The 24,623-nt window shown below is 64.8% G+C and carries 25 protein-coding genes; 19 read left to right on the forward strand and 6 right to left on the reverse strand.

The features are described 5' to 3' along the window. Positions 1-62 precede the first annotated feature (62 nt). Positions 63-1,427: a M23 family metallopeptidase gene (locus AC1MGT_RS15195; protein WP_499500838.1), complete on the reverse strand. Its 1,365-nt coding sequence runs from the start codon at positions 1,425-1,427 to the stop codon at positions 63-65. Positions 1,428-1,607: 180 nt separating this feature from the next. On the opposite strand from AC1MGT_RS15195, the gene tyrS reads away from it, so the two are divergent. From tyrS to AC1MGT_RS15265, 14 genes are all read left to right on the forward strand, one after another. Continuing rightward, positions 1,608-2,837 carry a tyrosine--tRNA ligase gene (gene tyrS / locus AC1MGT_RS15200; protein ID WP_499500839.1) on the forward strand — a complete coding sequence of 410 codons (1,230 nt, stop codon included), beginning with the start codon at positions 1,608-1,610 and terminating at the stop codon, positions 2,835-2,837. Then, the gene (gene dtd, locus AC1MGT_RS15205; RefSeq protein ID WP_499500840.1) at positions 2,834-3,292 is read left to right on the forward strand and encodes a D-aminoacyl-tRNA deacylase; all 459 of its coding nucleotides are present in this window, start codon (positions 2,834-2,836) and stop codon (positions 3,290-3,292) included. The genes tyrS and dtd overlap by 4 nt, the downstream gene beginning before the upstream one ends. A gap of 46 nt (positions 3,293-3,338) precedes the next feature. Continuing rightward, positions 3,339-4,004, forward strand: a complete 666-nt coding sequence (locus AC1MGT_RS15210; protein ID WP_499500841.1) for a YbhB/YbcL family Raf kinase inhibitor-like protein — start codon at positions 3,339-3,341, stop codon at positions 4,002-4,004. A 42-nt stretch (positions 4,005-4,046) separates the two neighbouring features. Then, positions 4,047-4,721, forward strand: coding sequence for a histidine phosphatase family protein (locus AC1MGT_RS15215; protein ID WP_499500842.1), 675 nt, complete (start codon positions 4,047-4,049; stop codon positions 4,719-4,721). A 323-nt stretch (positions 4,722-5,044) separates the two neighbouring features. Continuing rightward, on the forward strand, positions 5,045-6,070 hold the full coding sequence (gene dusB / locus AC1MGT_RS15220) for a tRNA dihydrouridine synthase DusB (protein WP_258836773.1): 1,026 nt from the start codon (positions 5,045-5,047) through the stop codon (positions 6,068-6,070). A gap of 116 nt (positions 6,071-6,186) precedes the next feature. Further along, complete coding sequence (locus AC1MGT_RS15225; RefSeq protein WP_005667930.1) at positions 6,187-6,420, forward strand: helix-turn-helix domain-containing protein; 234 nt, start codon at positions 6,187-6,189, stop codon at positions 6,418-6,420. Positions 6,421-6,511: 91 nt separating this feature from the next. Then, positions 6,512-8,098 (forward strand): bifunctional phosphoribosylaminoimidazolecarboxamide formyltransferase/IMP cyclohydrolase, encoded by a 1,587-nt coding sequence (gene purH / locus AC1MGT_RS15230; protein WP_499500843.1) that lies wholly within the window; start codon positions 6,512-6,514, stop codon positions 8,096-8,098. A gap of 137 nt (positions 8,099-8,235) precedes the next feature. Beyond that, positions 8,236-8,775, forward strand: coding sequence for a crossover junction endodeoxyribonuclease RuvC (gene ruvC / locus AC1MGT_RS15235; RefSeq protein WP_183556793.1), 540 nt, complete (start codon positions 8,236-8,238; stop codon positions 8,773-8,775). Between the two features lie 15 nt (positions 8,776-8,790). Beyond that, positions 8,791-9,369 carry a Holliday junction branch migration protein RuvA gene (ruvA, locus tag AC1MGT_RS15240; RefSeq protein ID WP_258836666.1) on the forward strand — a complete coding sequence of 193 codons (579 nt, stop codon included), beginning with the start codon at positions 8,791-8,793 and terminating at the stop codon, positions 9,367-9,369. 13 nt (positions 9,370-9,382) lie between these two features. Next, complete coding sequence (ruvB, locus tag AC1MGT_RS15245) at positions 9,383-10,459, forward strand: Holliday junction branch migration DNA helicase RuvB (RefSeq protein ID WP_499500845.1); 1,077 nt, start codon at positions 9,383-9,385, stop codon at positions 10,457-10,459. Between the two features lie 82 nt (positions 10,460-10,541). Continuing rightward, positions 10,542-11,054 (forward strand): hypothetical protein, encoded by a 513-nt coding sequence (locus AC1MGT_RS15250; protein ID WP_499500846.1) that lies wholly within the window; start codon positions 10,542-10,544, stop codon positions 11,052-11,054. 121 nt (positions 11,055-11,175) lie between these two features. Continuing rightward, a complete protein-coding gene (locus AC1MGT_RS15255) occupies positions 11,176-13,512 on the forward strand; it encodes an ATP-binding protein (protein ID WP_499500847.1) in 2,337 nt (778 codons plus the stop codon). Next, the gene (locus tag AC1MGT_RS15260; protein ID WP_183556801.1) at positions 13,509-13,976 is read left to right on the forward strand and encodes a response regulator; all 468 of its coding nucleotides are present in this window, start codon (positions 13,509-13,511) and stop codon (positions 13,974-13,976) included. Before AC1MGT_RS15255 ends, AC1MGT_RS15260 begins: the two co-directional genes overlap by 4 nt. Continuing rightward, the gene (locus AC1MGT_RS15265) at positions 13,967-15,631 is read left to right on the forward strand and encodes a hybrid sensor histidine kinase/response regulator (protein WP_499500848.1); all 1,665 of its coding nucleotides are present in this window, start codon (positions 13,967-13,969) and stop codon (positions 15,629-15,631) included. The genes AC1MGT_RS15260 and AC1MGT_RS15265 overlap by 10 nt, the downstream gene beginning before the upstream one ends. Here AC1MGT_RS15265 and AC1MGT_RS15270 read toward each other — a convergent pair. Beyond that, a complete protein-coding gene (locus AC1MGT_RS15270; RefSeq protein WP_499500849.1) occupies positions 15,623-16,078 on the reverse strand; it encodes a hypothetical protein in 456 nt (151 codons plus the stop codon). The genes AC1MGT_RS15265 and AC1MGT_RS15270 overlap by 9 nt on opposite strands. Before the next feature lie 248 nt (positions 16,079-16,326). On the opposite strand from AC1MGT_RS15270, the gene AC1MGT_RS15275 reads away from it, so the two are divergent. From AC1MGT_RS15275 to AC1MGT_RS15285, 3 genes are read left to right on the forward strand one after another with little or no spacing between them, the layout of a single operon-like run. Next, positions 16,327-18,138 (forward strand): CIA30 family protein, encoded by a 1,812-nt coding sequence (locus AC1MGT_RS15275; protein ID WP_499500850.1) that lies wholly within the window; start codon positions 16,327-16,329, stop codon positions 18,136-18,138. Positions 18,139-18,154: 16 nt separating this feature from the next. After that, on the forward strand, positions 18,155-19,276 hold the full coding sequence (locus AC1MGT_RS15280; protein ID WP_499500851.1) for a sensor histidine kinase: 1,122 nt from the start codon (positions 18,155-18,157) through the stop codon (positions 19,274-19,276). Further along, positions 19,273-19,878, forward strand: a complete 606-nt coding sequence (locus AC1MGT_RS15285; protein ID WP_499500852.1) for a response regulator — start codon at positions 19,273-19,275, stop codon at positions 19,876-19,878. Before AC1MGT_RS15280 ends, AC1MGT_RS15285 begins: the two co-directional genes overlap by 4 nt. On the opposite strand, the gene AC1MGT_RS15290 is transcribed toward AC1MGT_RS15285, so the two are convergent. From AC1MGT_RS15290 to AC1MGT_RS15305, 4 genes are all read right to left on the reverse strand, one after another. Further along, positions 19,845-20,369 (reverse strand): hypothetical protein, encoded by a 525-nt coding sequence (locus AC1MGT_RS15290; protein WP_499500853.1) that lies wholly within the window; start codon positions 20,367-20,369, stop codon positions 19,845-19,847. The genes AC1MGT_RS15285 and AC1MGT_RS15290 overlap by 34 nt on opposite strands. 61 nt (positions 20,370-20,430) lie before the next feature. Continuing rightward, complete coding sequence (locus tag AC1MGT_RS15295) at positions 20,431-20,772, reverse strand: SMR family transporter (RefSeq protein ID WP_407070048.1); 342 nt, start codon at positions 20,770-20,772, stop codon at positions 20,431-20,433. Positions 20,773-20,811: 39 nt separating this feature from the next. Then, entirely contained in the window at positions 20,812-21,264 is a 453-nt protein-coding gene (locus AC1MGT_RS15300; RefSeq protein ID WP_499500854.1) for a DUF2147 domain-containing protein, read from the reverse strand. Between the two features lie 106 nt (positions 21,265-21,370). Then, entirely contained in the window at positions 21,371-21,565 is a 195-nt protein-coding gene (locus tag AC1MGT_RS15305; protein ID WP_332532592.1) for a hypothetical protein, read from the reverse strand. 232 nt (positions 21,566-21,797) lie between these two features. Here AC1MGT_RS15305 and AC1MGT_RS15310 point away from each other — a divergent pair, with 232 nt between their 5' ends. After that, complete coding sequence (locus tag AC1MGT_RS15310; protein ID WP_499500855.1) at positions 21,798-23,279, forward strand: alanine/glycine:cation symporter family protein; 1,482 nt, start codon at positions 21,798-21,800, stop codon at positions 23,277-23,279. A 161-nt stretch (positions 23,280-23,440) separates the two neighbouring features. Then, positions 23,441-24,466 (forward strand): MBL fold metallo-hydrolase, encoded by a 1,026-nt coding sequence (locus AC1MGT_RS15315; RefSeq protein WP_499500856.1) that lies wholly within the window; start codon positions 23,441-23,443, stop codon positions 24,464-24,466. Positions 24,467-24,623 lie beyond the last annotated feature (157 nt).

The following is a 24,623-nucleotide window of genomic DNA, read 5'->3' on the forward strand; positions in this document are numbered from 1 at the left end:
AAGCAAAACGCCCTCCGGCATCGAGATGCAGCGGAGGGCGTCGGGACAGGGGTGAAGCTGTCTTAGCGGGCGGCCATGGCCGAACCGCTTGGACCCAGCAGCGAGAAGCGGTGATTCATCTCAGCTGCAGCCATGCGGAAACGACCTAGTTCAGCCTGGCTCAGCGGTTGCTGTGCCAGCGACTTGTACTGGTTTGGATCCTTGGCCACGCCTGCAACACGGAATTCGTAGTGCAGGTGCGCGCCGGTCGACCAGCCGGTCGAACCGACGTAGCCGATGACCTGGCCCTGGCTGATCTTGGCGCCCTTGCGCAGACCTGGCGCGATGCGGCTCATGTGCGCGTAGGCGGTGCTGTACGCCGACCAGTGCTTGAGCACGACCATATTGCCGTAGCCATTGCCGTTGCCGGCGAAGTCGACGGTGGCATCCGCCACGGCGCGGATCGGGGTGCCGGTCGATGCTGCGTAATCGACGCCCTTGTGCGCTTTCCATTTGCCCGACAGCGGGTGCACGCGCATCGAGAAGCCCGACGAAATGCGCGAGTACTCGAGTGGCGACTTCAGGAAGGCTTTCTTGAGTGCCTTGCCGTCCAGGGTGTAGTAACCGCCCTGTTTGGTGATCGGATCTTCATACCAGACCGACTGGTACGCCACGCCGCGGTTGACGAACTCGCCAGCCAGGATACGGCCGGTCTTGACCTGTTCGCCGTCGAGCCAGAAGGTCTCGTAGACCACATTGAAGCGGTCACCGCGCTTGACGTCGGTGCGGAAGTCGATATCGGTCGAGAACATCTCGATGATCTGGCCGACGATCGAATCGGGCAGGCTGCCGCCGTCTACGTTGGAGTCGGTGGCTGCATACAGCGACGACGCGATGTCGCGCGAGCGCATTTCGACGCGACGCTCGAGCTTGGCCGGCGCTTCGAGGGCGACGAAGGATTCGCCCTTGCGCTCGACGCTGATCGTGCGTGCGTTGCCGTTCTTGCCATCGATGACGGTGGCGCGCATCGACAGCAGCAGGCCATTTTCATCGGTCTCGGCCTGGATACGCTTGCCGGTCTGGAGCGACAGCAGGCGACGTGCCAGCTTGTCGGAACGAACGAATTTCTGTGCCTGTGCATCTTCGATGCCAAGGCGGGTGAAGAGCGAGCCGAGCGAATCGCCGCGGCGGATGCGTTCTTCGTGGATGAATTGCTGCTCGTCTTGCTGCAGTGCGGCGATCTGGGCTGCCAGATTTGGCAATTCCAGGTTCGTCGCGACCGAGGTCACGGGCAGGTCGGAAGGATCGTTGGCGATCGGGGCGACACCTACTGCGCCAAAGGCGCACATGCTCAGGAAGACGGCGCCGGCGCTCAAAACGCGGGCTTTGCGGGTCTTCGGCACCAGCTGCAGCAGTGTCTGACGGGTAATTTTCTGTATAGGGTTCATGCAATCAGTTAAAATTTGCGGCTGAACTTTCAAGGGCCATGTTCATGACGTTTAACAAAGTTTTCTTTGGGAAACGAAAACAGGATCGTGAATTATACCAAAAGATGTGGTCCTACAACCGTTTTAGCCAATTTCCTACACGAATTTATGACCTCAACAGCAGTTCCTGGCGGCAATTCCATGGTAAATGCGCCTGTGCGCCTTCCTCTGACTGACCGCGTTCTCGAGTCCCTCGCCATCGCAAAAAGGGGTGTCGACGAGTTGCTGGTCGAGGCCGATTTTGCGCAAAAACTGGCGCGGTCGGAGCAAACCGGCACCCCGCTGCGCATCAAACTGGGTCTGGACCCGACGGCGCCAGACTTGCATCTGGGTCACACCGTGGTGCTGAACAAGTTGCGTCAATTGCAAGATCTGGGTCACCAGGTGATCTTTTTGATCGGTGACTTCACGTCGATGATTGGCGACCCGTCGGGGCGCAACGCAACCCGGCCGCCGCTGACGCGTGAGCAGGTTGAAGAAAACGCGATGACGTACTTCCGTCAGGCATCGCTGGTGCTGGACGCCAGCCGCACCGAGATGCGCTACAACTCGGAGTGGTGCGACCCGCTCGGCGCGCGCGGCATGATCCAGCTTGCGTCACGCTATACAGTAGCGCGCATGATGGAGCGCGACGATTTCACCAAGCGCTACAAGAGTGGGACACCGATCGCCGTGCATGAGTTCCTGTATCCGCTGATGCAGGGCTACGATTCGGTCGCATTGAAGTCCGACCTTGAGCTGGGTGGAACGGACCAGAAATTCAACTTGCTGGTTGGCCGCGAACTGCAGAAGGACTACGGCCAGGAGCCGCAGTGCATCCTGACCATGCCGCTGCTCGAAGGCCTGGATGGCGTCGAGAAGATGTCCAAGTCGAAAAACAACTACATCGGCATCACCGAAGCGCCGAACACCATGTTCGGCAAGCTGATGAGCATTTCGGACGACATGATGTGGAAGTACTTCAATTTGCTGTCGTTCCGCTCGCTGGACGACATTGCCCAATTGAAGGCGACGATCGACGGCGGCGCCAACCCGCGCGACGCCAAGGTGGCGCTGGGCAAGGAAATCGTGACGCGCTTCCACTCGGCCCAGGCGGCCGACGATGCGCTGGCCGACTTCGTCAACCGCTCCAAGGGCGGCATCCCCGACGACGTGCCCGAAGTGTCGCTGTCGGGCGCCCCGATGGGCGTGGCGCAATTGCTCAAGCAAGCTGGCTTGTGCGCATCGACGTCCGAAGCCATGCGCATGGTCGACCAGGGCGGCGTGCGCATCGACGGCGCCGTCGTGGCTGATAAAGCCTTGCAGGTGGCTGCCGGCACGCTCGTCGTGCAAGTGGGCAAGCGCAAGTTTGCGCGCGTGACGCTGGCATGATCGGCCTGCTGCAACGCGTGAGCGAAGCGGCAGTGCGCGTCGACGGTGCGACCGTCGGCGCCATCGGTCCGGGCCTCTTGGTATTGCTGTGCGCCGAAAAGGGTGACACCGAGCGCGAAGCCGATTTGTTGCTGACCAAAATGCTCGGTTACCGCGTCTTTTCGGATGAGGCCGGCAAGATGAATCGCAGCCTGGCCGACGTCAATGGCGGCCTGCTCCTGGTGCCGCAATTCACGCTCGCGGCCGATACCAAATCCGGCACGCGGCCGTCGTTCACGCCGGCGGCAGCACCGGAAGATGGCCGGCGCCTGTTCGATTACGCCGTGCGCCAGGCCCGCACGCGCCACGCCCAGGTGGACACCGGCGTGTTCGGCGCCGACATGAAGGTGTCGCTCATCAATGACGGGCCGGTGACATTCTGGCTGCGCGTTGATCCGGTCGTAGCAACCCGCTGAAACCCCGCCTAGCTGCCAGGGTCAAACCCAGTAGCCGGGAGGAGCCATGCGAATCTGGAGCAATTCATTTGCCAACGGGGCCGCCATCCCCGCTGCCTGCGCGTTCGCCGTGGGCGACTCTGCCGCCCATGTCAGGCTGTCGAGCAACCGCAACCCGCATATCGCCTGGGCCGACGTACCGAACGGCACCGAATCGCTGGTGCTGGTCTGCCACGATCCCGACGTCCCACGCGATGGCCGCCGCGTCAATGTCGACGGCTGCACGGTGCCACTGACGGCGCCGCGCATCGATTTTTTTCACTGGACGCTGGCCGATATCCCCGTATGCCTCACGGCGCTGGCCGAGGGCAGGTTTTCCAATCGCGTCACGCCGCATGGCAAACCGGGGCCGCTGGTGCCGTTCACCATCAAGAACGGCACCGAGCACCAATTGCGCCATGGCCTCAATGACTATACCGACTGGTTTGCCGGCGCGCCCGGCATGGCCGGCGAGTTCTATGGCTATGACGGCCCATGTCCGCCCTGGAACGACGAGCGCGTGCACCACTACGTCTTTACCCTGTATGCGCTCGATATGCCACGCCTGCCGCTCACGGGCCGCTTCACGGGGCTGGAAGCCCGCATGGCGATCTACGGGCACATCCTCGACGAGGCGTGCATCTTCGGCACCTATGCACTCAATCCCCACGCCGTCGCCGATCTGCCAAAATAGCGCTTCCATCCGATTGCCCCGAGGTTCGGGCACAAGAACCTCATGACCCTGACCACGGCGCCCCAGGGCGCGACCACGATCCTGCTCATCCGCCACGGCGAAACCGCCTGGAATGCCGAACGCCGGCTGCAGGGCCATCTCGATATCCCGCTCAATGCCGAAGGCGAGCGCCAGGCGGCGCTGCTTGGCGCGGTACTGGCCGGTGAAGCCATCGACCACGTGCTGTCCAGCGACCTGGGCCGTGCCCGCCAGACCGCTGAGGCGATCCTGCGCGCGCGCGGCGCAACAACGGCTGTGCAGGTCGATCCCCAATTGCGCGAACGCTGCTACGGCGGCTTCGAAGGCTTGCTCTATAGTGAGATCGCGGCCCGCTATCCGGCGGACTTTGCCGCATGGCAGGCGCGCAATGTCGATGCAACGCTGCCACCGGGCAAAAACCAGGGTGAATCGTTCCGCGCCTTTTTCGACCGCGTCACGACGGCGATCGCGGCCCACGCTGCCCGTCATCCGGGGCAGATACTGGCACTGGTGGCGCACGGTGGCGTGCTCGAGTGCGCCTACCGCGCCGCACTGGGCCTGTCGCTGGACACCCCGCGCGACTTCAAGGTGCACAACGCCAGCATCAACCGCTTTGCGGTCGAGCAGGGCAAGCTGCACCTGCTCAGCTGGGGCGAAGTCGAGCATCTGCGGCAAGTGGCCCTGGACGATTTGCCGTAGGGTGGAAGGCTCCGCCTTCCACGCGGTGATGGTTGGCTGCCGGGCTGCCCCGCACGAAACCGGCACCGATTGGTTGGCTGTGGGCTTGCCCCGCACGAAACCGGCACCATCGGTCGCCCGCCAGATCACCCCGCGCACGACCGGCGCCGATAGCGATCGCCGCGTGGACGGCGGAGCCGTCCACTCTACCTGAGGGGTCTCACTCCCCATTTCCTGACCTTGCCAATATCGCACACACAACAATTTGAAAAATTGTGCTGATAAATTGAGCAGCGCTTGAGGTAAAATAGCAGGTTCCCGTGTCACTTTTGAGTCTGCCAGCTGTGCAAATAGGTCCTTATCTCCTGCGTAATAACGTCTTTGTCGCGCCGATGGCTGGTGTGACGGACCGTCCGTTCCGGCAACTGTGCAAGCAGCTCGGCGCGGGCTATGCGGTGTCCGAGATGGCTGCGTCCAATCCGCGCCTGTGGGCCAGCGAAAAGACGTCGCGCCGGATCGACCACGCGGGCGAGATGGAGCCCAAGGCGGTGCAGATCGCCGGCGCCGATCCGAAAGACCTCGCCGATTGTGCGAAGTTCAACGTCGAGCGTGGCGCGCAGATCATCGACATCAATATGGGGTGCCCGGTCAAGAAGGTGTGCAACAGCTGGTGCGGATCGGCCCTGTTGCAGCACGAAGACCTGGTCGAGCGCATCCTGCACGCGGTGGTCGAGGCCGTCGATGTGCCGGTCACGCTGAAGTTCCGTACCGGCTGGGATCGCCAAAACAAGAACGCGCTGCGCATCGCGCGTCTGGCGGAGCAGGCCGGCATCCAGATGCTGACCCTGCACGGCCGCACGCGCGCCGACGGCTACAAGGGCGACGCCGAGTACGACACCATCCGCGCCGTGAAGGCGTCGGTCGGCATTCCGGTGGTGGCCAATGGCGACATCACCACGCCCGAGAAAGCCAAGTTCGTGCTCGACTACACGGGGGCGGACGCCGTCATGATCGGCCGGGCGGCCCAGGGCCGGCCATGGATCTGCCGCGAAATCGATCACTTCCTGCGCACGGGCGAGCACATGCCGGCGCCGCTGGTGGAAGAAGTGCGTGAACTGATGCATGAGCATTTGCCCGCACACTACGCCTTTTATGGCGAGTTCATCGGCGTGCGCACTGCGCGCAAGCACATCGGCTGGTATGTCCAGGATCTGCCGGATGGCGAGGAATTCCGTCAGCGCATGAATCTGCTGGAATCGACAGCCGAGCAACTTGCTGCGATGGATGACTTCCTGAAATCCCAGCACCGCCATGGCGAGCGGTTACAATACCGCCCCGCGCTTCCCGCCGTGGACGCAATCGCGGCATAGAAGACCAGCACAACCAGCGACAAGAAGAACAATTGGGGACGCGCTGCCCGCAGATGCAGCAAGCCAGTGCAGCAAGCTGGGCAGCAATCACACAACCAGGATGAAGCAGCAAAGACATGAGCAAAGAAAGTATCCAGGAAGTCGTCCAGAAGAGTCTTGAAGACTATTTCAACGATCTCGGCGAGCAAAAACCGACCAACATCTACGACATGATGGTGTTGACCGTCGAAAAGCCCGTCCTCGAAGTGGTCATGTCGCGCGCCGACGGCAACCAGTCGCATGCCGCGCAGATGCTGGGCATCAATCGCAATACATTGCGCAAGAAACTGCAAGAGCACGGGCTGCTCTAAGCGTTGCCGGTTGGCTGCGCTTCCTGCGCGGCCCCGGAGACCCAACGGTCTCCACGTCCGGCGCCAGGAATTCTCAACCATAGGCCTCACCATGATCAAACAAGCTCTCATTTCCGTATCCGACAAGACCGGCGTGCTCGATTTCGCGCGCGCGCTGAACCAGCTGGGCGTGAACATCCTGTCCACTGGCGGCACCGCCAAGCTGCTGCAAGAAAATGGCGTGCCAGTCACGGAAGTGGCCGATTACACCGGTTTCCCGGAAATGCTCGATGGCCGCGTCAAGACGCTGCACCCGAAAGTGCACGGTGGCATCCTGGCCCGTCGCGATTTCCCCGAGCATATTGCGAAACTGGAAGAGCACAATATTCCGCAGATCGACATGGTCGTGGTCAATCTGTACCCGTTCCAGCAAACCGTCGCCAAAGAGCAATGCTCGCTGGAAGATGCGATCGAGAACATCGACATCGGTGGTCCGACCATGCTGCGTTCGGCCGCCAAGAACCACCGCGACGTGGTCGTGGTCGTCGATCCGGCCGACTACGGCGTCGTGCTGGCTGAGATGAAGGGCTCGGGCGGCGACGCCGGTCCCGTCAGCTACGAGACCAAGCTCCGCCTGGCCAAGAAAGTGTTCGCGCACACCGCCCAGTACGACGGCGCGATCACCAATTACCTGACCAGCCTGGGCGAAGACCGCGCACACGCGACCCGCTCGAACTTCCCGGCCACGCTGAACATGGGCTTCGAGAAAGTCCAGGAAATGCGCTACGGCGAAAACCCGCACCAGGGCGCCGCCTTCTACCGCGACCTCGTCACGATCGACGGCGCGCTGGCCAACTACCGCCAGCTGCAAGGTAAAGAGCTGTCGTACAACAATATCGCCGATGCCGACGCGGCCTGGGAATGCGTCAAGTCGCTCGGCGGCCTTGGCCAGGCTGCCGGTTGCGTGATCGTCAAGCACGCCAATCCGTGCGGTGTGGCAATCGGCATCGATGCACTGGACGCGTATTCGCGCGCACTGCAGACCGATCCGACCTCGGCCTTTGGCGGCATCATCGCCTTCAACGTCGAAGTCGATGGCAAGGCGGCCGAAGCGCTGGCCAAGCTGTTTGTCGAAGTGCTGATCGCGCCGAGCTTTACCGCCGAAGCACGCCAGATCATGTCGGCCAAGCAGAACGTGCGTCTGCTGGAAATCGCCCTGGGCGCCGGCCAGAATGCCTACGACGTCAAGCGCGTCGGCGGCGGCCTGCTGGTGCAGTCGCCAGACGCGAAGAATGTCGGCATGGAAGACCTGCGCGTGGTTTCCAAGCTGCAGCCATCGCCGCAGCAGCTGCAAGACCTGATGTTTGCCTGGCGCGTGGCCAAGTTCGTCAAGTCGAACGCGATCGTGTTCTGCGGTAACGGCATGACGCTGGGCGTCGGCGCCGGCCAGATGAGCCGCATCGACTCGGCGCGCATTGCCTCGATCAAGGCGCAGAACGCCGGCCTGAGCCTGAGCGGCTCGGCCGTGGCGTCGGATGCATTCTTCCCGTTCCGTGACGGCCTGGACGTTGTCGTCGATGCCGGCGCGACCTGCGTGATCCACCCGGGTGGTTCGATGCGCGACCAGGAAGTCATCGATGCCGCCGACGAGCGTGGCGTCGTCATGCTGTACACGGGCACGCGTCACTTCCGTCATTGATTCCATGACAAGGCGAGGGCGGCGGGAAACCTGCCACCCCCGCTGGCGTCCAATGGGGGCGTACCGAAATGGTGCGCCCCTGTGTTTTTGCACAGTATTTTTCCCACGAACACCCCTAGCCGGGGTAACATTCCCGCATGATTATTCTCGGCATCGACCCGGGCCTGCGCACGACGGGTTTCGGCGTCATTGAAAAACACGGCACGAAGCTGCGCTACATCGCTTCGGGCACCATCAAGACCGGGCTGGAAGGCGCCTTGCCGCCACGCCTGAAAGTCATCCTGCACGGCGTCAGCGAAATCATTGCGACCTACCAGCCGGCCTGTTCCGCCATCGAAAAAGTGTTCGTCAACGTCAATCCGCAATCGACCCTGCTGCTGGGCCAGGCGCGCGGCGCGGCCATCACGGCGCTCGTGGGCGCCGATCTCGACGTGGCCGAATACACGGCGGTGCAGGTCAAGCAAGCGGTGGTGGGCACGGGCCGCGCGGCCAAGCCACAGGTGCAGGACATGGTGGCGCGCCTGCTTAAATTGCCAGGTCTGCCGGGCAGTGACGCCGCCGATGCGCTCGGCGTGGCCATTTGCCATGCCCACACGATCGACACGCTTGCGCTGTTGGGCGCGATTGCACCCGACATGATCGGGCTGCGCATGAAAAACAGCCGTCTCGTCTCATAACAAGGAACTCATTCGATGATCGGTCGTCTCTCCGGAACCCTGCTCGAAAAAGCGCCGCCCCACGTGCTGGTGGATTGCAATGGCGTCGGCTATGAAGTCGATGTGCCGATGAGCACGTTCTACAACCTGCCGCACACGGGCGAAAAAGTCGTGCTGTTTACGCACCTGACCGTGCGCGAAGATGCGCACCTGCTGTTCGGCTTTGGCAGTGCCGCCGAACGCGCGCTGTTCCGGCAACTGATCAAGATCACGGGCGTCGGCGCGCGCATGGCGCTGTCGATCCTGTCGGGCATGACCGTGGCCGAGCTGTCGCAAGCCGTCACGCTGCAAGAGACGGGCCGCCTGGTCAAGGTGCCCGGCATCGGCAAGAAGACCGCCGAGCGTCTGCTGCTGGAGCTCAAGGGCAAACTCGGCGCCGACATCGGCATGGTGGCCGGCGTGCCGCGCGACGACACGCAGACCGACGTGCTCAATGCGCTGGCCGCGCTGGGCTACTCCGACAAGGAAGCGCTGCTGGCGATCAAGAGCATGCCAGCGGGCGGCAGCGTCTCGGATGGCATCAAATTTGCGCTCAAGGCGCTTTCCAAAGCCTGACCGGATGTAAGCAATGAGTATCCAGACCGACAACTTTACCGAACAGCGCGTGATCGACGCCGCGCCGGCCTCGCCCAACGAAGAGGCGATCGAACGCGCGCTGCGGCCCAAGCAGCTCGACGAATACGTCGGCCAGGAGAAAATCCGCGACCAGCTCGAGATTTTCATCACGGCCGCGCGCAACCGGCGCGAAGCGCTCGACCACACGTTGCTGTTCGGGCCACCGGGCCTGGGCAAGACGACGCTCGCGCACATCATTGCGCGCGAGATGGGCGTGAACCTGCGCCAGACCTCGGGCCCCGTGCTCGAGCGTCCGGGTGACCTGGCCGCGCTCCTGACCAACCTCGAGCCGAACGACGTGCTGTTCATCGATGAGATTCACCGCCTGTCGCCGGTGGTCGAAGAGATCCTGTACCCGGCGCTCGAGGACTATCAGATCGACATCATGATCGGCGAAGGCCCTGCCGCACGCTCCGTGAAGCTCGACCTGCAGCCGTTCACGCTGGTCGGCGCGACGACCCGCGCCGGCATGCTGACCAATCCGCTGCGCGACCGTTTCGGCATCGTGGCGCGCCTGGAGTTCTACAACGTCCCCGAGCTGACCAAGATCGTGCTGCGCAGCGCCGCGCTGCTGGTGGCGCCGATCGATGAAGAAGGCGCGCGCGAAGTGGCCAAGCGCGCCCGCGGCACGCCGCGTATCGCCAACCGGCTACTGCGCCGCGTGCGCGACTTCGCGCAGGTGAAAGGCACGGGCGAGATCACGCGTGACATCGCCGACCGCGCCCTGAAGATGCTCGACGTCGACAGCGTGGGCTTTGACGTGATGGACCGCAAGCTGCTCGAAGCAGTGCTGTTCAAGTTTGCCGGCGGCCCGGTCGGCATCGGCAACCTGGCCGCCGCCATCGGCGAAGCGGCCGACACGATCGAAGACGTGCTCGAACCGTTCCTGATCCAGCAGGGCTACCTGCAGCGTACCCCGCGCGGGCGCATTGCGACGCCGCTGGCCTACCAGCACTTTGGCGTGACCGCGCCCCGCATCAGCCCGACGGGCGACCTGTGGGACAGTCTGCCGCCAGGGGAGGGCGGCTGAAGTGGCTCGTCGCTTGATCTGACGTTGTCCGCATGCCTGTGTGCTTGTCAGAACACAGCGACATTCTCTTTTTGGAGCAATCGTGAAAATAATCTTCCCGGCCGTCCTGGCCCTGGCCCTGCTGGGCTGCGCCGCGCCGCCAATCCAGGGCGACGCGCCCTCTCCCCTGGGAGACGGCGTATGGTCAGGGACGTTGACGTCGCAAACGATCAGCCCTGATGATTCGGTGGCGGAAGGCACGTCGGACCTTCTGGTTGCGAGCTGCAAGGGCGTCGTACGCATCTGGGCGAGAGACGTGGGCCCGCAATTCCCGGATAGCGCCTACGTGCGGCTGGGGACGAAATACCGTGTTCAATCGCTTCCCGACAGTCACATGATTTACTATCTCCACGCAGCGCCGACGCAGCCTGATTGGGTGGAAATCCAGACCTATGCGTTTCTCGAGCTCGATGCGGATACCGCCGCACTGCAATGGAGCCGCGCTGTCAACAATCGCGATATCAATGGCGCCGCACAGGGCCGCTATTTTTTCAGTCAGGGCACCACCCGGCTGACACGTGTGAACCGTGCCTGTAGTAGCAGGCTGATGGAGTGAGCATCGTTTGGCGCAAGAGCGAAAGGTACCGTCGGCACGCGACGATTATCCGCACAATCCACGTTAGTGCTACTCTTCGCCCCTTCGTCTAGCAAACGGCCATGCGATAAAGAGTCACTCAATGAGTCGCAGCACCCTGCCGTTCCCGTACAGTATCAAGCGCCACGGCGTCTCCCTGTCCAACTGCGATGACGAGCCGGTGCAGACCCCGGGTTGCATCCAGGCGCATGGCTTGCTGCTGGCGCTCAGTCTTGACGACCTGATCGTGCGCCAGGCCAGTGAAAACTGGCCGCAGCGTACCGGCCTGGCCATGGACCAGGTGCTGGACCAGCCACTGGCCGCCGTCGTCGGTTCGGATGCGGCGCAGCGCATCGTGCATGCGATGCGCACCGAAGTCCTGGAGCGCAATGCGCTGTACGTGCTGACCACGCCGCTGCCCCATGCCCCTTGCCGCGATATCGCGATGGACTTTTCGGTCCACCAGGCCGACGGCGTCCTGATCGTCGAGATCGAGCCGGCCAGCCGGCCAGGCGACACGGTCGTGACCGACAGCGACTATTATTCGATGGTGAAAACGACGCTGGTGCGCCTGAAGTCGGCCAGCAGCCTGAGCGCGTTCTGCGACATCGCCGCCAACGAGGTACGCCGCACGACGGGCCTGGACCGCGTGATGATCTACCGCTTCCACCGCGACGAGACAGGCGAAGTGATCGCCGACGCGCACCGCAGCGACCTCAATTCGTGGCTGGGATTGCGTTATCCGGCCAGCGACATTCCGGTACCGGCGCGCGCCATCTTCAAGCGCATCGGCGTGCGGCCCTTGCCGGACGTGAACGGCGCGCTGATGGAAATCGTACCGCTGCTGAACCCGGTGACCGGGCGGCCGCTGGACATGACCTATTGCGCACTGCGCGGCGCGTCCGTCATGTACACCGATTACCTGCGCAATATGGGCGTGGCCGCCACGCTGACGATGCCGATCCTGCGCGACGGCCGGCTGTGGGGGCTGATCGCCTGCCACCATTACACGCCGATCGTGCTGCCCTATACCCTGCGCGCGGCCGCCGAATTTCTCGGCCAGGTCACGTCTCTCGAAATCGCCTCGGCCGAAGGCCGGGAACATCTGGAATACCGGCTCAAGCTCGAGGCGGCGCACCATGCGGTGCTGGGCCAGGCGCTCGCCGACGGCAACTACGCGGCGCTGACCGAAGGCACGCCCTGCCTGCTCGATGGGATCGATGCGGGCGGCGTGGCGGTGTCGGAGAATGGCCAGTGGAGCATGGCGGGCGCCACGCCGGATGCGCAGCAGCTCACGGCACTGGCAACCTGGCTGACGCTGCACAGCGCGCGCCTGGCCGATGGCGGCACGGTCATCGCGCTGGACGACCTGGGCCGCGCGTATCCTGAGGGCGGCGACGCGCTTGGTTGCTGCAGCGGCCTGCTGGCGTTTCCGATCTCGCAGCGCAGCCAGGGCGACTGGGTCATCTGGTTCCGTCCCGAGCAGCTGCAGACGTATCGCTGGGGCGGCAATCCGTACGAAGCCGGCAAGGCGACCGGGGAGCACGGCACGCGCCTGACCCCGCGCCAGAGCTTCGCGGTGTGGCAGGAAGAAGTGCGGGGCCGCGCCGAACCATGGAAGCCGGTCGAGATCGAAGCGGCCAAGAACCTGCGCCTGTTGATGCTCGATGTCGTCGTCGCCCGCGCCGAACAGCTGGCGGCGCTGAACACGGATCTGGTGCGCAGCAACGATGAACTCGACGCCTTTGCCTACGTCGCCGGCCACGATCTGAAAGAGCCGCTGCGCGGCATCCACAAGTACGCGCACTTCCTGCTCGAAGAAACGAAGGCGGGCCGCCCGCTCGACGCCCAGGGCCGCGAACGCATCGACGCCATGCTGCGCCTCACGGTGCGCATGGACAGCCTGCTCGACGCGCTGCTGCACTTTTCGCGCGTTGGCCGGCTCTCGCTTGCGCGCCAGCCGATCGCGCTGGGCGACGTGGTGGCCGAGGCGACCGACATGCTCGGCGCGAGCCTGCTGGGGCGCGACATCGACGTACAGATTCCAAGGCCGCTGCCGACGATCTCGTGTGACCGTATCCGCGTGCGCGAAGTGTTCGCCAACCTGATCTCCAACGCCGCCAAGTACAACGAAAAGCCGCAGCGCCGGATCGAGATCGGCTACCTCGATCCGGTCGATGGCGCTGACACCGTCTCCACGTTCTACGTGCGCGACAACGGCATCGGCATCGATACCAAGCACAGCGAGCGTGTCTTCATGATGTTCAAGCGCCTGCACACGCGCGACGCCTACGGGGGCGGCAGCGGCGCCGGCCTGGCGATCGTCAAGAAGCTCGTCGAGCAGCATAATGGCCACAGCTGGTTCACGTCCGAACTGGGCGTCGGCACCACCTTTTACTTCACGCTGATCGGCGCCGGCATGAAGCAGCCAGTCGCATGACGCCCCTGGTGCGGAGCGACTTGCCGCCCATTCTGGTCGTCGACGACAGCGACGAGGATTTCGACACCGTCTCGATTGCCGCGCGGCGCGCCGGCATCGGCAACCTGCTGGTGCATGCCATGGATGCCGACGACGCCAGGCGCCAGCTGTTCGCCGTGCCTGGCGCGGACTACGCCTTCATGCTCCTGGACTGCAATCTGCCGGGTGAAGACGGCCTGACGCTGCTGGAAGAAGTGCGCCGCCATCCGCAACGCCGCACGCTGCCCGTCATCGTGCTGACAGCCAGCATCAACCCGCGCGACCGGGACGCGTTCTATGCGGCCGGCGGCAACGCCTATCACGTCAAGCTGGTGAACTTCGAGGACGGCCTGGCCAACCTCGAGAGCATCTTTCGCTACTGGCTGACGCACGTCGTGCTGCCGGGCGCGGACACATCATCGACTGGAAAACCCTTATGCCCGTGACCTGTGACACCGATCGTCCCTGGCGCATCCTGCTGGTCGACGACAATGCGCTGGACCGCGCCGAGGCAAAGGCGGCGCTGCTGGGCGGGCACGATCGCCGCTACCAGTTCGTCGAAGCGACGTCGGCGAACGAGGCGATGCACCTGTGCGCGAGTTCGGCGCCGTTCGACTGCATGATTCTCGACTTCTTTCTGCCCGATGGCGACGCGCTCGACGTGCTGGCGCGCTTGCCGTGCGACGCCGACAGGATTCCGCACCTGCCTGTCGTGATCCTGACGGGCGTGGCCGGGACGGAGAGCCGTGCCTCGCTGCGCCACGGCGCCCAGGATTTCGTGGGCAAGGCCTGGCTGGGCCGCGAAAGCCTGACCTGGGCCGTCGAAAACGCCATCGAGCGGCGCAAGATCGCGCGCGAAGTCATGGCCGAACGCCACGTGATGGACAACCAGCGCCAGTACCTGTTCGAGGCCGAACGCACGGCGCGTCTGGAGAGCGAACGGGTGGCATTGCTGAAGGACGAATTTCTCGCCACGCTCAGCCACGAACTGCGCACGCCGCTGGCCGTGATCGTCGGCTGGGCCGGCGTGCTGCAACGCGCGCAGGACAACCCTGCCACCGTCAGGCGGGGCGTCGACGCCATCGCGCGCAATGCCGGCCTGCAGGCCAAGCTGATCAACGATCTGCTGGACATGAACCGCATCGTGACCGGCAAGCTGATCCTGGATCTGCAGCGGGTCGACCTGAGCGCGCTGCTCGATTCGGCCGCCGAATTCTTGCGTCCGCTCGCCATCGAGAAGGGCGTGGAGATCCGGATCGACACGCATGACGGCGCGCCGCTGGAGCTCGATGGCGACCCGGTCCGCCTGCAGCAGATCTTCGCCAATTTGCTGGGCAATGCGCTCAAGTTCACGCCTGGCGGCGGCGCGATCACCCTGACGGCGCAGCGCCGCGACGATGCGCAGGTCGCGGTGACGGTGCGCGACAATGGCGAGGGCATCGATGCGTCATTCCTGCCGCAGTTGTTTACGCGCTTCAGCCAGGAAAACAGCAAGGCTGCGCGCGTGCATGGCGGACTGGGGATCGGCCTGTCGATCGTCCGGCAGTTGACCGAGCTGCATGGCGGCACCGTCAGCGGCGACAGCGCCGGCGTGGGCCAGGGCGCGACCTTCACGGTAATGCTGCCGCTGCGCGTTTTCGATCCGGCAGTCGACGACGCTGCCGGCATGGTTGCTGAAGCAGAAGCGAATGCGGAAGCCGACCAGCTGATGCTGATCGACCTGCGCGGCGTGAGCGTACTGCTGGTGGACGACAACGAAGACATCCTGGAACTGAGCCGGCGCGTGCTGGAAGAGCGGGGCGCCGCTGTCGTCACCGTGAATTCGGTCGTGGCGGCGCTCGCGCAATTAAGCGCTGTGCGCCCGCAGGTGCTGGTCAGCGATATCAGCATGCCCAAGCTCAATGGCTATGATCTGATCCGCACGGTGCGCAACGACATGCGGCTCGATGAACACATGCTGCCGGCCGTGGCGATGTCCGCGTTTGCGCGGCCGCTGGACCAGCAGCGCGCCTTGCAGGCCGGGTATCAGGCGTACGTGATCAAGCCGTTGCAGCCGCATCTGCTGATCCGGGCGGTGGCGCGGCTGGTGGGGCTAGTGTAATGACGCCAGCTGCCGCGCAGCGCGCCAGCGCAGCCAGGCCTGCGTCTGCGCGCGCAGCACCGGATAGACGAACGTCAGGTACAGCGTCAGCGTAAAGCCAAGCAGCACGCTAGCGGTCCACATGAAGGCAGGCGCGGCGCCGCGCCACAGCAATGCGGCGCAAAAGGCAAGGGGCACGGCCAGCAGCAGGGCGGCCAGTGTGCGCAGCAGGCCAGAGCGGCGCAGCAGATGCCCGGCCATCCCGGTCACGAAAAAGGCGCACGCGCCGAGCACGAGGCAGGCCAGCGTTGCCGCCGCCTTGCCCGCGTGCGGCGTCATGGCGCCGGCCGGCAGCACGATTGCCGGCGCGACGAGCACCAGCATGCCGGCGGCAAAGCACAGCAGCCGCAGGATCGTCATGGCGATTTTTCGCGCGGCAAAGTTGACAGGGATGGTGTTCTGGCTCATACGAGATCGATTGCATTATTCAGCCAGCACGGCAGTGTGACAAAGATAGCACACAGGCAATATTGCGGTCTTAATTACTGTCTTTGGCACACGACAGATTTGTCCTTGTTTTGCCGTGAATGTGTCGTTCAGATGTAGCGCGAGCCTGGCCGCACATGACAGTTGTCATCCGATAGTGATGGCAAGTGCGCCTGTCGGCGTACCGGCGCGATCGCCATACTGGTTTCACACCAACCCGTGAGGAAACCATGTCCACCATCGTCGCAAAAGCGGCAGTTGCCGCAGCCGGTCTGTCCCTCTCCTGCCTGGCGCTGGGCGCCGCCACCCTGGTCCAGGACGTACGCGTCTTCGACGGCAAGGCCGTGCACGAACGGCGCTCGGTGCTGTTCGATGATGCGCGCGTCGTCGATGCGGATTTTCGCGGACCGGCCCCGGCAGGGGCGCGCATCGTCCAGGGGGCCGGGCGCACGCTGCTGCCGGGCCTGATCGACGCCCACACCCACGCGTTCAGGCAATTCGACCTGCCGGTGCTGTTTGGCGTGACGACCCAGATCGACATGTTCACCGCCGTGCCGGTCATGCAGGACGCCAAACGCAGCATGGCCGCAGGCAGGCATGCGGGGCAGGCCGACCTGTTCTCGGCCGGCACCCTGGCCACGGCGCCGGGCGGCCACGGCACCCAGTTCGGCGTGCCGATCCCGACGCTGAGCAGCCCGGGCGAGGCGCAGGCCTTTGTCGACGCCCGCATCGCCGAAGGCTCCGACTTCATCAAGATCGTGCTGGAAGCAGGCGGGCACGGTGCCGGCGCGATGCATTCGCTCGACATCGCGACTGCCACTGCGCTGATCGAGGCGGCGCACCGGCGCGGCAAGCTGGCCGTTGTACACGTCAGCACCGAACATGACGCCCGCGCAGCGCTCGAGGCCGGTGCCGATGCGCTGGTCCATCTGTTCCTGGGCGCCGCGCCCGATCCAACGGCGGTCGACAGCCTGGCCAGGCTGGCCAAACGCAAGAATGCCTTTGTGATCCCGACCTTCACCGTGATGGAAAGCATGGCCGGCGTGCGCGGTGACGACTTGCTGGGCAATGCGGATCTGGCGGCGCTGGTCGAACGCGAGGGTGCGACGACCCTCAAGGCGCGCTACGGCCAGCAGGCGCGTCCCCAGCTGCTGGCGATGCCGAAGGCCGTCACGGCGGCATTGGCCAGGGCGGGCGTGCCGATCCTGGCCGGCACCGATGCCGGCAATGCCGGCACGCTGTATGGCATCAGCATGCACCGCGAACTGGCGGCGCTGGTGGCGGCGGGTTTGACGCCGACCGCCGCGCTGGCCGCCGCCACGAGTGCGCCGGCCGCCGCCTTCCGGCTGGGCCAGCGCGGCTGTATCGCCACGGGCTGCAAGGCCGACCTGCTGCTGGTCGAGGGCGACCCGACACGCGATATCACGGCCACGCGCCGCATCGTCGAGGTGTGGAAGGACGGGCAAAGCGCGAATGCCCTGCGCGACGCCAGGCGTGAACATGTCGCGCAAGAGCGCGGTGGATCGACGCGCCAGGACTTGCCGGCCGATGGACGCATCAGCCAGTTCAGCGCGGCGAAACTGGCCAGCCCGTTCGGCAGTGGCTGGATGCCATCGACCGACCAGTTCGCCGGCGGCAAGTCGACCGTCAAGCTCGACGTGTTGCCGGCGCTGCCCGATGGGCAAATCCCGCTGGCGGTGCAGGCCAGCGTCGCCCCCGGCCTGCCGTATGCGTGGTCGAGCGTCGCGTTCATGCCCGGCGCGCAGCCGATGCAGCCGGCCGACCTGAGCGCGGCCCGGGTCTTGCGTTTCAAGGTGCGCGGCGACGGCAAGACCTACCAGGTGATGATCATGGGCGCGGCCAATAACCGGCCGAGCAGCGTGCCATTCGTCGCCGGCAAAGAGTGGGAAGACATCAGCGTGCCACTGTCGGCCTTTGCCGGCATCGATCCGGCGGCGGTTGCCATGCTAGCATTCAGTGCCGGGCCACAGCCGGGCGAGTACCGCTTCGAACTCGCCGACGTGCGCCTGCTGGCGCAATAACCATCACGGAGTCACGATGACGACGACCTTCAGGCAGGTACTGGCGCGACCGTGGATGCCGGCCGACTACGGCGCATTGCAATACACGTGGCTGCTGTCACTGGGCTACCTGTTCTGGAAGTTTTATTACGTGTCGCCCGGCGTGGCCGAGGCGGTGCTGCTGGCGCTGACGATCATCCTGTTCGTGCCGCTGTACTGCGCCAGCTTCTGGCCGCGCGGCTGGCGCGTCGGCGCCTGCGTGGCAGCCACCTGCCTGATCGGCGCAGCCTGGGCGCCGTGGAATCCGGGCGCTGCCTGCTTCTTCATCTTTGCCTGCGCCATGTGCGCCCGCATTCACGGTACGGGCCGCGCCGTGGGCGCGATGCTGGCCGTGATCGCCAGTGGCGCGGTGGTTGCCTTGCTGATCCCGCAGATGCAGATGGTGTTCCTGCTGCCGATCCTGATGGCCGGCATGCCGGTCGGCCTGTCGTGCATCATGGATGCCCGGCTGCGCACATCGCGCACGCTCCTGATGCGCAAGCAGGAAGAGGTCGAGCACATGGCGCGCATCGCCGAGCGCGAACGCATTTCGCGCGACCTGCACGACCTGCTTGGCCACTCGCTGTCGATGATTGCGCTGAAGGCCGAACTGGCGCGCAAGCTGGCGCGGCGCGATCTGGCTGCCTGCGAGCGCGAAATCGCCGACATCGAAACCAATGCGCGCGGTGCGCTGGCCGAGGTGCGCGCCGCCGTGACGGGCTATCGCCACAGTGGCCTGGTGCAGGCGCTGGCCAGTGCGCGCGCCAGCCTGCTGGCAGCCGATGTGATCCTCGACGAGCGCATCGAGCGCATGCACCTGGCGCCGGCGGCCGAACACGTGGTGGCGCTGGCCGTGCGCGAAGCCGTGACGAATATCGTGCGCCATGCCGGCGCGTCGCGCTGCACGCTGAGCCTGGTGCAAGAGCAGCAGGATGGGCAAACGCATGCTGTGTTGCGCGTGCTCGACGACGGCAAGCTGCGCAGCACGGATGGTCTGCAGCCGGGCAACGGCCTGGCCGGTATGCACGAGCGCGTCGCGGCGCTCGGCGGGCGCTTGTCGCTGCAGGCCGGCGCCGGTCTGGCGCTCGAACTGCACGTGCCGGCGGGAGCATCGGCATGATCCGCATCCTGATCGCCGAAGACCAGACGCTGGTGCTGGGGGCGCTCAGCGCGCTGCTGCGGCTCGAACCCGATTTCGATGTCGTGGGTGGCGCCGCGGACGGACGCGCGGCGCTGGCGCTGTGCGAGCGCCTGGTGCCGGACATCGTGCTGACCGATATCGAGATGCCGCACATGACGGGCCTCGAACTGGCGCAGGGCCTGGTTCAGCGCAAGCTGGCGTGCCGGGTGGTGGTCGTGACCACGTTTGCACGCAGCGGCTACCTGCGCCGCGCGATGGAAGCCGGCGTGCGCGGCTATCTGCTGAAAGACGCGCCGGTCGATGCGCTGGCCGCGGCGATCCGCGTCGTGCACGGCGGTGGCCGCGCAATCGCGCCCGAACTGGCATTGGAGAGCTGGAACAGCGGCAGCGATCCGCTGACCGAGCGCGAGCGGCAGGTGTTGCGGCTGGCAGGCGAAGGACGCAGCAGCGGCGAGATCGCGCGTCAGGTGCACCTGTCGGAAGGCACGGTGCGCAACTACCTGTCCGAGGCGATCAGCAAGCTGGGGGCCAGTAACCGCGTCGAAGCCTACCGGTTGGCGCGCGATGCCGGCTGGTTGTAGTCGTTGGCGTTGCCGCGGGGCCGGCTCAGCTGGTTCCAGGCGGGTGTTTTGCCGCCGCGCCGGGGCGACGCTGGTGGCTGTGGCACATGCATCAACGGATAGATGAAACTGCAATAGAGCAGGACCGTGTGCACCAGGAAGAACGTGCACAGGTAGACCATCAGCATATTACTGCCATGCCAGATGACGATGCCGCTGGCACCAAATGGCACCATCAGCAGCAGCGCCGCGAACGAGCGCAGCATGGCGTCGCGCCCCATGCGTTGCCCCGCCATCGCCACCAGGAAAAACCCGCCCGAGCCCAGTGCCACACCCACCAGCACGATGTACGGCTCGAGCCAGTCGGGGATGCCATGCGCCGTCGAGGCCAGCAGCGCGGCCGGCAGCAGGATGGCGAACACGCCGGCGGCCATGCTCAGGAGCCGCAGCACGCGCATCTCGCGCCCGCGAAAAACGGGGCGGGCAGTACGCGTGATCGGGATGGGTGTCATGATGCGAAGGATCGGGATGGGGCCGGATGTAACGTCCAGGCGCACGGTGCGGTTGACATGGTCAGTGCCCGACGCTTTTCGAGAACAGATTAATGACCAGCACGCCGGCGATGATCAGCGCCAGGCCGGCGATGGCCGCCAGATCCAGGCTTTGCTTGAAATACAACCAGCTGACGATCGAAATGAGCACGATGCCCACGCCTGACCAGATCGCGTAGGCGATGCCGGTTGGCAGCACGCGCAGGCTGAAGGTGAGCAGGTAGAACGACAGGGCGTAGCAGCCGACGGTGATCAGGCTGGGCAGGGGACGGGTAAAGCTGTCGGAGGCTTTGAGGGCCGTGGTGCCGATGACTTCGGCAACGATGGCAAATCCGAGATAGAGGTATGCGAGGTTCAGGGTCATGGACAATAAAAACGGCCCGTTGCCGGGCCGTGGTAGTGATTACTGCTCGCGCTGCCAGGTCTGGGTGCGCCCGAACATCGGCGCACCGATGTAGCCGCGCACTTCGAGCTTGTTGCCGTTGTCGGCCAGCGTGGCCTTGCTCTTGTAGGTCTTGCCGGCGGCCGGGTCGAGGATTTCGCCGCCGGTGTAGGCGCCGCCGTCTTTTTTCAGGCCCGACAGGATGGTCATGCCGATGATCGGCTGGTCCTTGCGCGCGTCGCTGCATTTCCCGCAGAGCGGGTTCTGCTCTTCGGATGGCGCGCGGTACAGTTTTTCGATCTTGCCGGTCAGGACGCCGCTTTCTTCGGTGATCCGCACCAGCGCCTTTGGCTTGCCGGTCTTGTCATCGATGGTCTTCCAGGTGCCGACAGGCGAGGTGGCCTGTGCCCACGCGGCGGCGGGCAGGGCGAGCATGGTGGCGGCGATCAGGCTTGCTTGGATCAGGTGGCGCATGGTGGTGTCTCCAGTGTTGTTGTAGGTACGGCGCCAGTGTAGCCTACCGCTTCGCCCGTGTGACAGGTTGACGCCCGAGGATGTCTTCCAATCGTGCAGCACGGGCCTATGGCGCGTTGCGCACGTCTTCCGGTGTCACCTGATGGCGTCGCTCGGCCGGGCGCGTCAGCACGCGCAGGCTCACTTCGAGCGGCACGCCGAGCGTGGCCAGTTCGCGCGCCGCAGGGCGGGCCTCGATCGACACGTCGTGCAGCACGGCGTCGATGAGGAGGGCGGTCTTGTAATCGCTTCGTCGGTCCATGGCGGGATCGTATCATGTCCACCACGCTTTAGATCGCCAGCAATTGGTGCACCGACCGGGCGCGCCTGCACCAGCAGCGCTCATTTCCTGCCCATCCTGAGTCAGCCCGGCCGATGGCGCCACAGGGCGGAAAAAATGATGTGAATTCCTTACGGAATCATGTAACTTGTGCGACGTCACGGCGGCGACATGCCGCTCTTCCGGAATCCCTCAACGCAGGAGTCGCACCACCATGCTCGACCTGGTCAACGCAGTCAACGGTATCATCTGGAGCCCCATCATGATCGCCCTGTGCCTCGGGGCGGGCTTGTATTTCTCGATTCGCGGCCGCTTCCTGCAGGTGCGGCATATTCGCGAGATGCTGCGCCTGATGCGTGAGGGGAAGAGCTCGGAGCAGGGCGTGTCGTCGTTCCAGGCGCTGGCCATGACGCTGGCGGGCCGGGTCGGCACCGGCAATATCGCCGGCGTGGCAACTGCCATCACGTTCGGCGGCCCCGGCGCCGTGTTCTGGATGTGGGCCGTGGCCTTCCTGGGCGCCAGTTCGGCCTTCGTCGAGTCGACGCTGGGCCAGCTCTACAAGGAGCAGATCGGCAACCAGTATCGCGGCGGCCCGGCCTTCTATATCGAAAAAGGCCTGGGCATGAAGCGCTACGCCTGGACCTTCTCCATCGCCACGCTGTTCGCCACCGGCCTGCTGCTGCCGGGCGTGCAGGCCAATTCGATCGCCGAAGGCCTCAAGACCGCCGCCGGCATCGATCCGCTTTACACCGGCATCGGCGTGGCCGTCGTGCTGGCCGCGATCATCTTCGGCGGTGTCAAGCGCATCGCCCATTTTGCCGAGATCGTGGTGCCGTTCATGGCGGCCGCCTACATCCTCGTGGCCGTGGCGGTGGTAGCGATGAACATTGAAGCCCTGCCGGGCGTGCTGCGCCTGATCGTCAGCTCGGCCTTCGGCCTGGATGCGGGCTTCGGCGCCATGCTCGGCATGGCCATCCAGTGGGGCGTCAAGCGCGGCATCTATTCGAACGAAGCCGGGCAGGGTACCGGCCCGCACGCGTCGTCGGCGGCCGAAGTGAGCCACCCGGCCAAGCAGGGCCTGGTGCAGGGCTTCTCCGTTTATATCGACACGCTGTTCGTGTGCTCGGCCACCGCCTTCATGCTGCTGGTGACGGGACAGTACAACGTCGAGAATACCGACGGCACGGCGCGCTTCATCGGCGTGCAGGGCGTGGCGTCGGGTCCGGGCTATGTGCAGACCGCGCTCGAGAACGTGCTGCCGGGCTTCGGCGCGCTGTTCGTCGCGATCGCGCTGCTGTTCTTTGCGTTCACGACCATCGTCGCCTACTACTACATCGCCGAGACCAATATCGCCTACATGGACCGCCATAACCGCCATCCGTGGCTGGGCGTGGTCCTCAAGCTGTGCATCATTTCGGCCACCATCTACGGCGCGGTCAAGACCGCCGACGTGGCGTGGGGCCTGGGCGACATCGGCGTCGGCCTGATGGCCTGGCTGAACATCGTCGCGATCTTCTTGCTGCGCAAGGACGCCTTCAAGTGCCTGCGCGATTACGAGGCGCAGAAGAAGGCCGGCAAGGAACCCCAGTTCGATCCGGTCGCGCTGGGAATCAAGAATGCGCATTACTGGGAGGGGCGTGCCGCTGCGCTGAAGGTGCAAGGCGATGGTGCGCGCGACGCAGCAGCGGTCAAATAGATCCGCGTGGCGCCACGGCCATCCAGGCCGGGGCGCTCGCTGGAGCGTGTGCCATCTGCCCCAGCATCGGGAAGTCCGGATCGGCCACAGTGCACTTTTATCGAATCGACGCGTTCATGCGCCTGCTTGTCGGCATCATCGTTACGGGAGCTCTCGCTACCATGGCAATCTGTACCCCTGTCTCGGCAACGACGACCGCGCCAACCTCGCCGCAATACCACGACGGTAAATACCGCAATCCGGTCGCCATGCACAAGCTGGGTGCCGGCGGCATTGCCAAGCTGTGGTGGGCTTTCCTGTTCGACAAGCCTGCCGGGACCACGCCACAGCAGGCGGTGCCGGTGCAGCCGCTGACACGGGCCGCCCTGCTGGCCGCGCCCGACAACACGCTGTACCGCCTCGGTCACTCGACGATGCTGATCAAGCTTGCCGGTGAGTTCTACCTGACCGACCCCGTGTTCTCGCAGCGTGCATCGCCCGTGCAGTGGTTCGGCCCGGCGCGCTTTCATGCACCGCCCATCTCGATCGACGAACTGCCGCCCATCAAGGCGATCATCCTGTCGCATGACCATTACGATCATCTCGACTACGCGGCGATCATGGCGCTGGCGGCGAAGACGTCGGTATTTCTCACACCGCTGGGCGTGGGCGACCGGCTGGTTGACTGGGGCATCGACCGCGCCAAAGTGCGCCAGTTCGACTGGTGGCAGGGCGCCGAGATCGACGGCGTGCACTTCGTCGCGACGCCGGCCCAGCACTTTTCGGGGCGCGGGCCGCACGACGGCAATTCGACGCTGTGGGCGTCATGGGTGATCCGGCACGACGGCCTGCGCCTGTTCTTCAGCGGGGACACTGGCTATTTCAAGGGCTTCAAGGAGATCGGCGCCAGGTACGGACCATTCGACATGGCGCTGATCGAAACCGGCGCCTACGACAAGCTCTGGCCGGACATCCACATGCAGCCGGAAGAAACGCTGCAGGCGTTTGTCGACCTGAACGCAGCCTGGCTGCTGCCGATGCATAACGGGACATTCGACCTGGGGCTGCACCGCTGGCAGGAGCCGCTCGACCGGATCGAGGCGCTGGCTGATGATCGGGGCATCAAGCTGACCACGCCGGAGATGGGCGAAGCACTGAACCTGACGCAGCCGCATGCCGGCGGACGCTGGTGGCATGGCCTAAAGTGAGTGAAAAGCCGGGGTCAGGTCTGACATTCGGACACGATCTCGACAGTCGGGTAGTCCAACCTGGCTGGCAACGGGCCATGCTAATACTGTGCAAGAAACCGTTGGAAGTGACTAAGGCTGAGGTCGTGTCCGAATGTCAGACCTGACCCCGGCTGTG

It is taken from the genome of Telluria sp. BA11 (genome assembly GCF_056680305.1).

Coding starts and splice junctions, on each gene's coding strand:
- AC1MGT_RS15195 (WP_499500838.1), bottom strand. CDS start 1,427: ATGAACCCTATACAGAAAATTACCCGTCAGACACTGCTGCAGCTGGTG.
- tyrS (WP_499500839.1), top strand. CDS start 1,608: ATGGTAAATGCGCCTGTGCGCCTTCCTCTGACTGACCGCGTTCTCGAG.
- dtd (WP_499500840.1), top strand. CDS start 2,834: ATGATCGGCCTGCTGCAACGCGTGAGCGAAGCGGCAGTGCGCGTCGAC.
- AC1MGT_RS15210 (WP_499500841.1), top strand. CDS start 3,339: ATGCGAATCTGGAGCAATTCATTTGCCAACGGGGCCGCCATCCCCGCT.
- AC1MGT_RS15215 (WP_499500842.1), top strand. CDS start 4,047: ATGACCCTGACCACGGCGCCCCAGGGCGCGACCACGATCCTGCTCATC.
- AC1MGT_RS15225 (WP_005667930.1), top strand. CDS start 6,187: ATGAGCAAAGAAAGTATCCAGGAAGTCGTCCAGAAGAGTCTTGAAGAC.
- purH (WP_499500843.1), top strand. CDS start 6,512: ATGATCAAACAAGCTCTCATTTCCGTATCCGACAAGACCGGCGTGCTC.
- ruvC (WP_183556793.1), top strand. CDS start 8,236: ATGATTATTCTCGGCATCGACCCGGGCCTGCGCACGACGGGTTTCGGC.
- ruvA (WP_258836666.1), top strand. CDS start 8,791: ATGATCGGTCGTCTCTCCGGAACCCTGCTCGAAAAAGCGCCGCCCCAC.
- ruvB (WP_499500845.1), top strand. CDS start 9,383: ATGAGTATCCAGACCGACAACTTTACCGAACAGCGCGTGATCGACGCC.
- AC1MGT_RS15255 (WP_499500847.1), top strand. CDS start 11,176: ATGAGTCGCAGCACCCTGCCGTTCCCGTACAGTATCAAGCGCCACGGC.
- AC1MGT_RS15260 (WP_183556801.1), top strand. CDS start 13,509: ATGACGCCCCTGGTGCGGAGCGACTTGCCGCCCATTCTGGTCGTCGAC.
- AC1MGT_RS15265 (WP_499500848.1), top strand. CDS start 13,967: ATGCCCGTGACCTGTGACACCGATCGTCCCTGGCGCATCCTGCTGGTC.
- AC1MGT_RS15270 (WP_499500849.1), bottom strand. CDS start 16,078: ATGAGCCAGAACACCATCCCTGTCAACTTTGCCGCGCGAAAAATCGCC.
- AC1MGT_RS15275 (WP_499500850.1), top strand. CDS start 16,327: ATGTCCACCATCGTCGCAAAAGCGGCAGTTGCCGCAGCCGGTCTGTCC.
- AC1MGT_RS15280 (WP_499500851.1), top strand. CDS start 18,155: ATGACGACGACCTTCAGGCAGGTACTGGCGCGACCGTGGATGCCGGCC.
- AC1MGT_RS15285 (WP_499500852.1), top strand. CDS start 19,273: ATGATCCGCATCCTGATCGCCGAAGACCAGACGCTGGTGCTGGGGGCG.
- AC1MGT_RS15290 (WP_499500853.1), bottom strand. CDS start 20,369: ATGACACCCATCCCGATCACGCGTACTGCCCGCCCCGTTTTTCGCGGG.
- AC1MGT_RS15295 (WP_407070048.1), bottom strand. CDS start 20,772: ATGACCCTGAACCTCGCATACCTCTATCTCGGATTTGCCATCGTTGCC.
- AC1MGT_RS15300 (WP_499500854.1), bottom strand. CDS start 21,264: ATGCGCCACCTGATCCAAGCAAGCCTGATCGCCGCCACCATGCTCGCC.
- AC1MGT_RS15305 (WP_332532592.1), bottom strand. CDS start 21,565: ATGGACCGACGAAGCGATTACAAGACCGCCCTCCTCATCGACGCCGTG.
- AC1MGT_RS15310 (WP_499500855.1), top strand. CDS start 21,798: ATGCTCGACCTGGTCAACGCAGTCAACGGTATCATCTGGAGCCCCATC.
- AC1MGT_RS15315 (WP_499500856.1), top strand. CDS start 23,441: ATGGCAATCTGTACCCCTGTCTCGGCAACGACGACCGCGCCAACCTCG.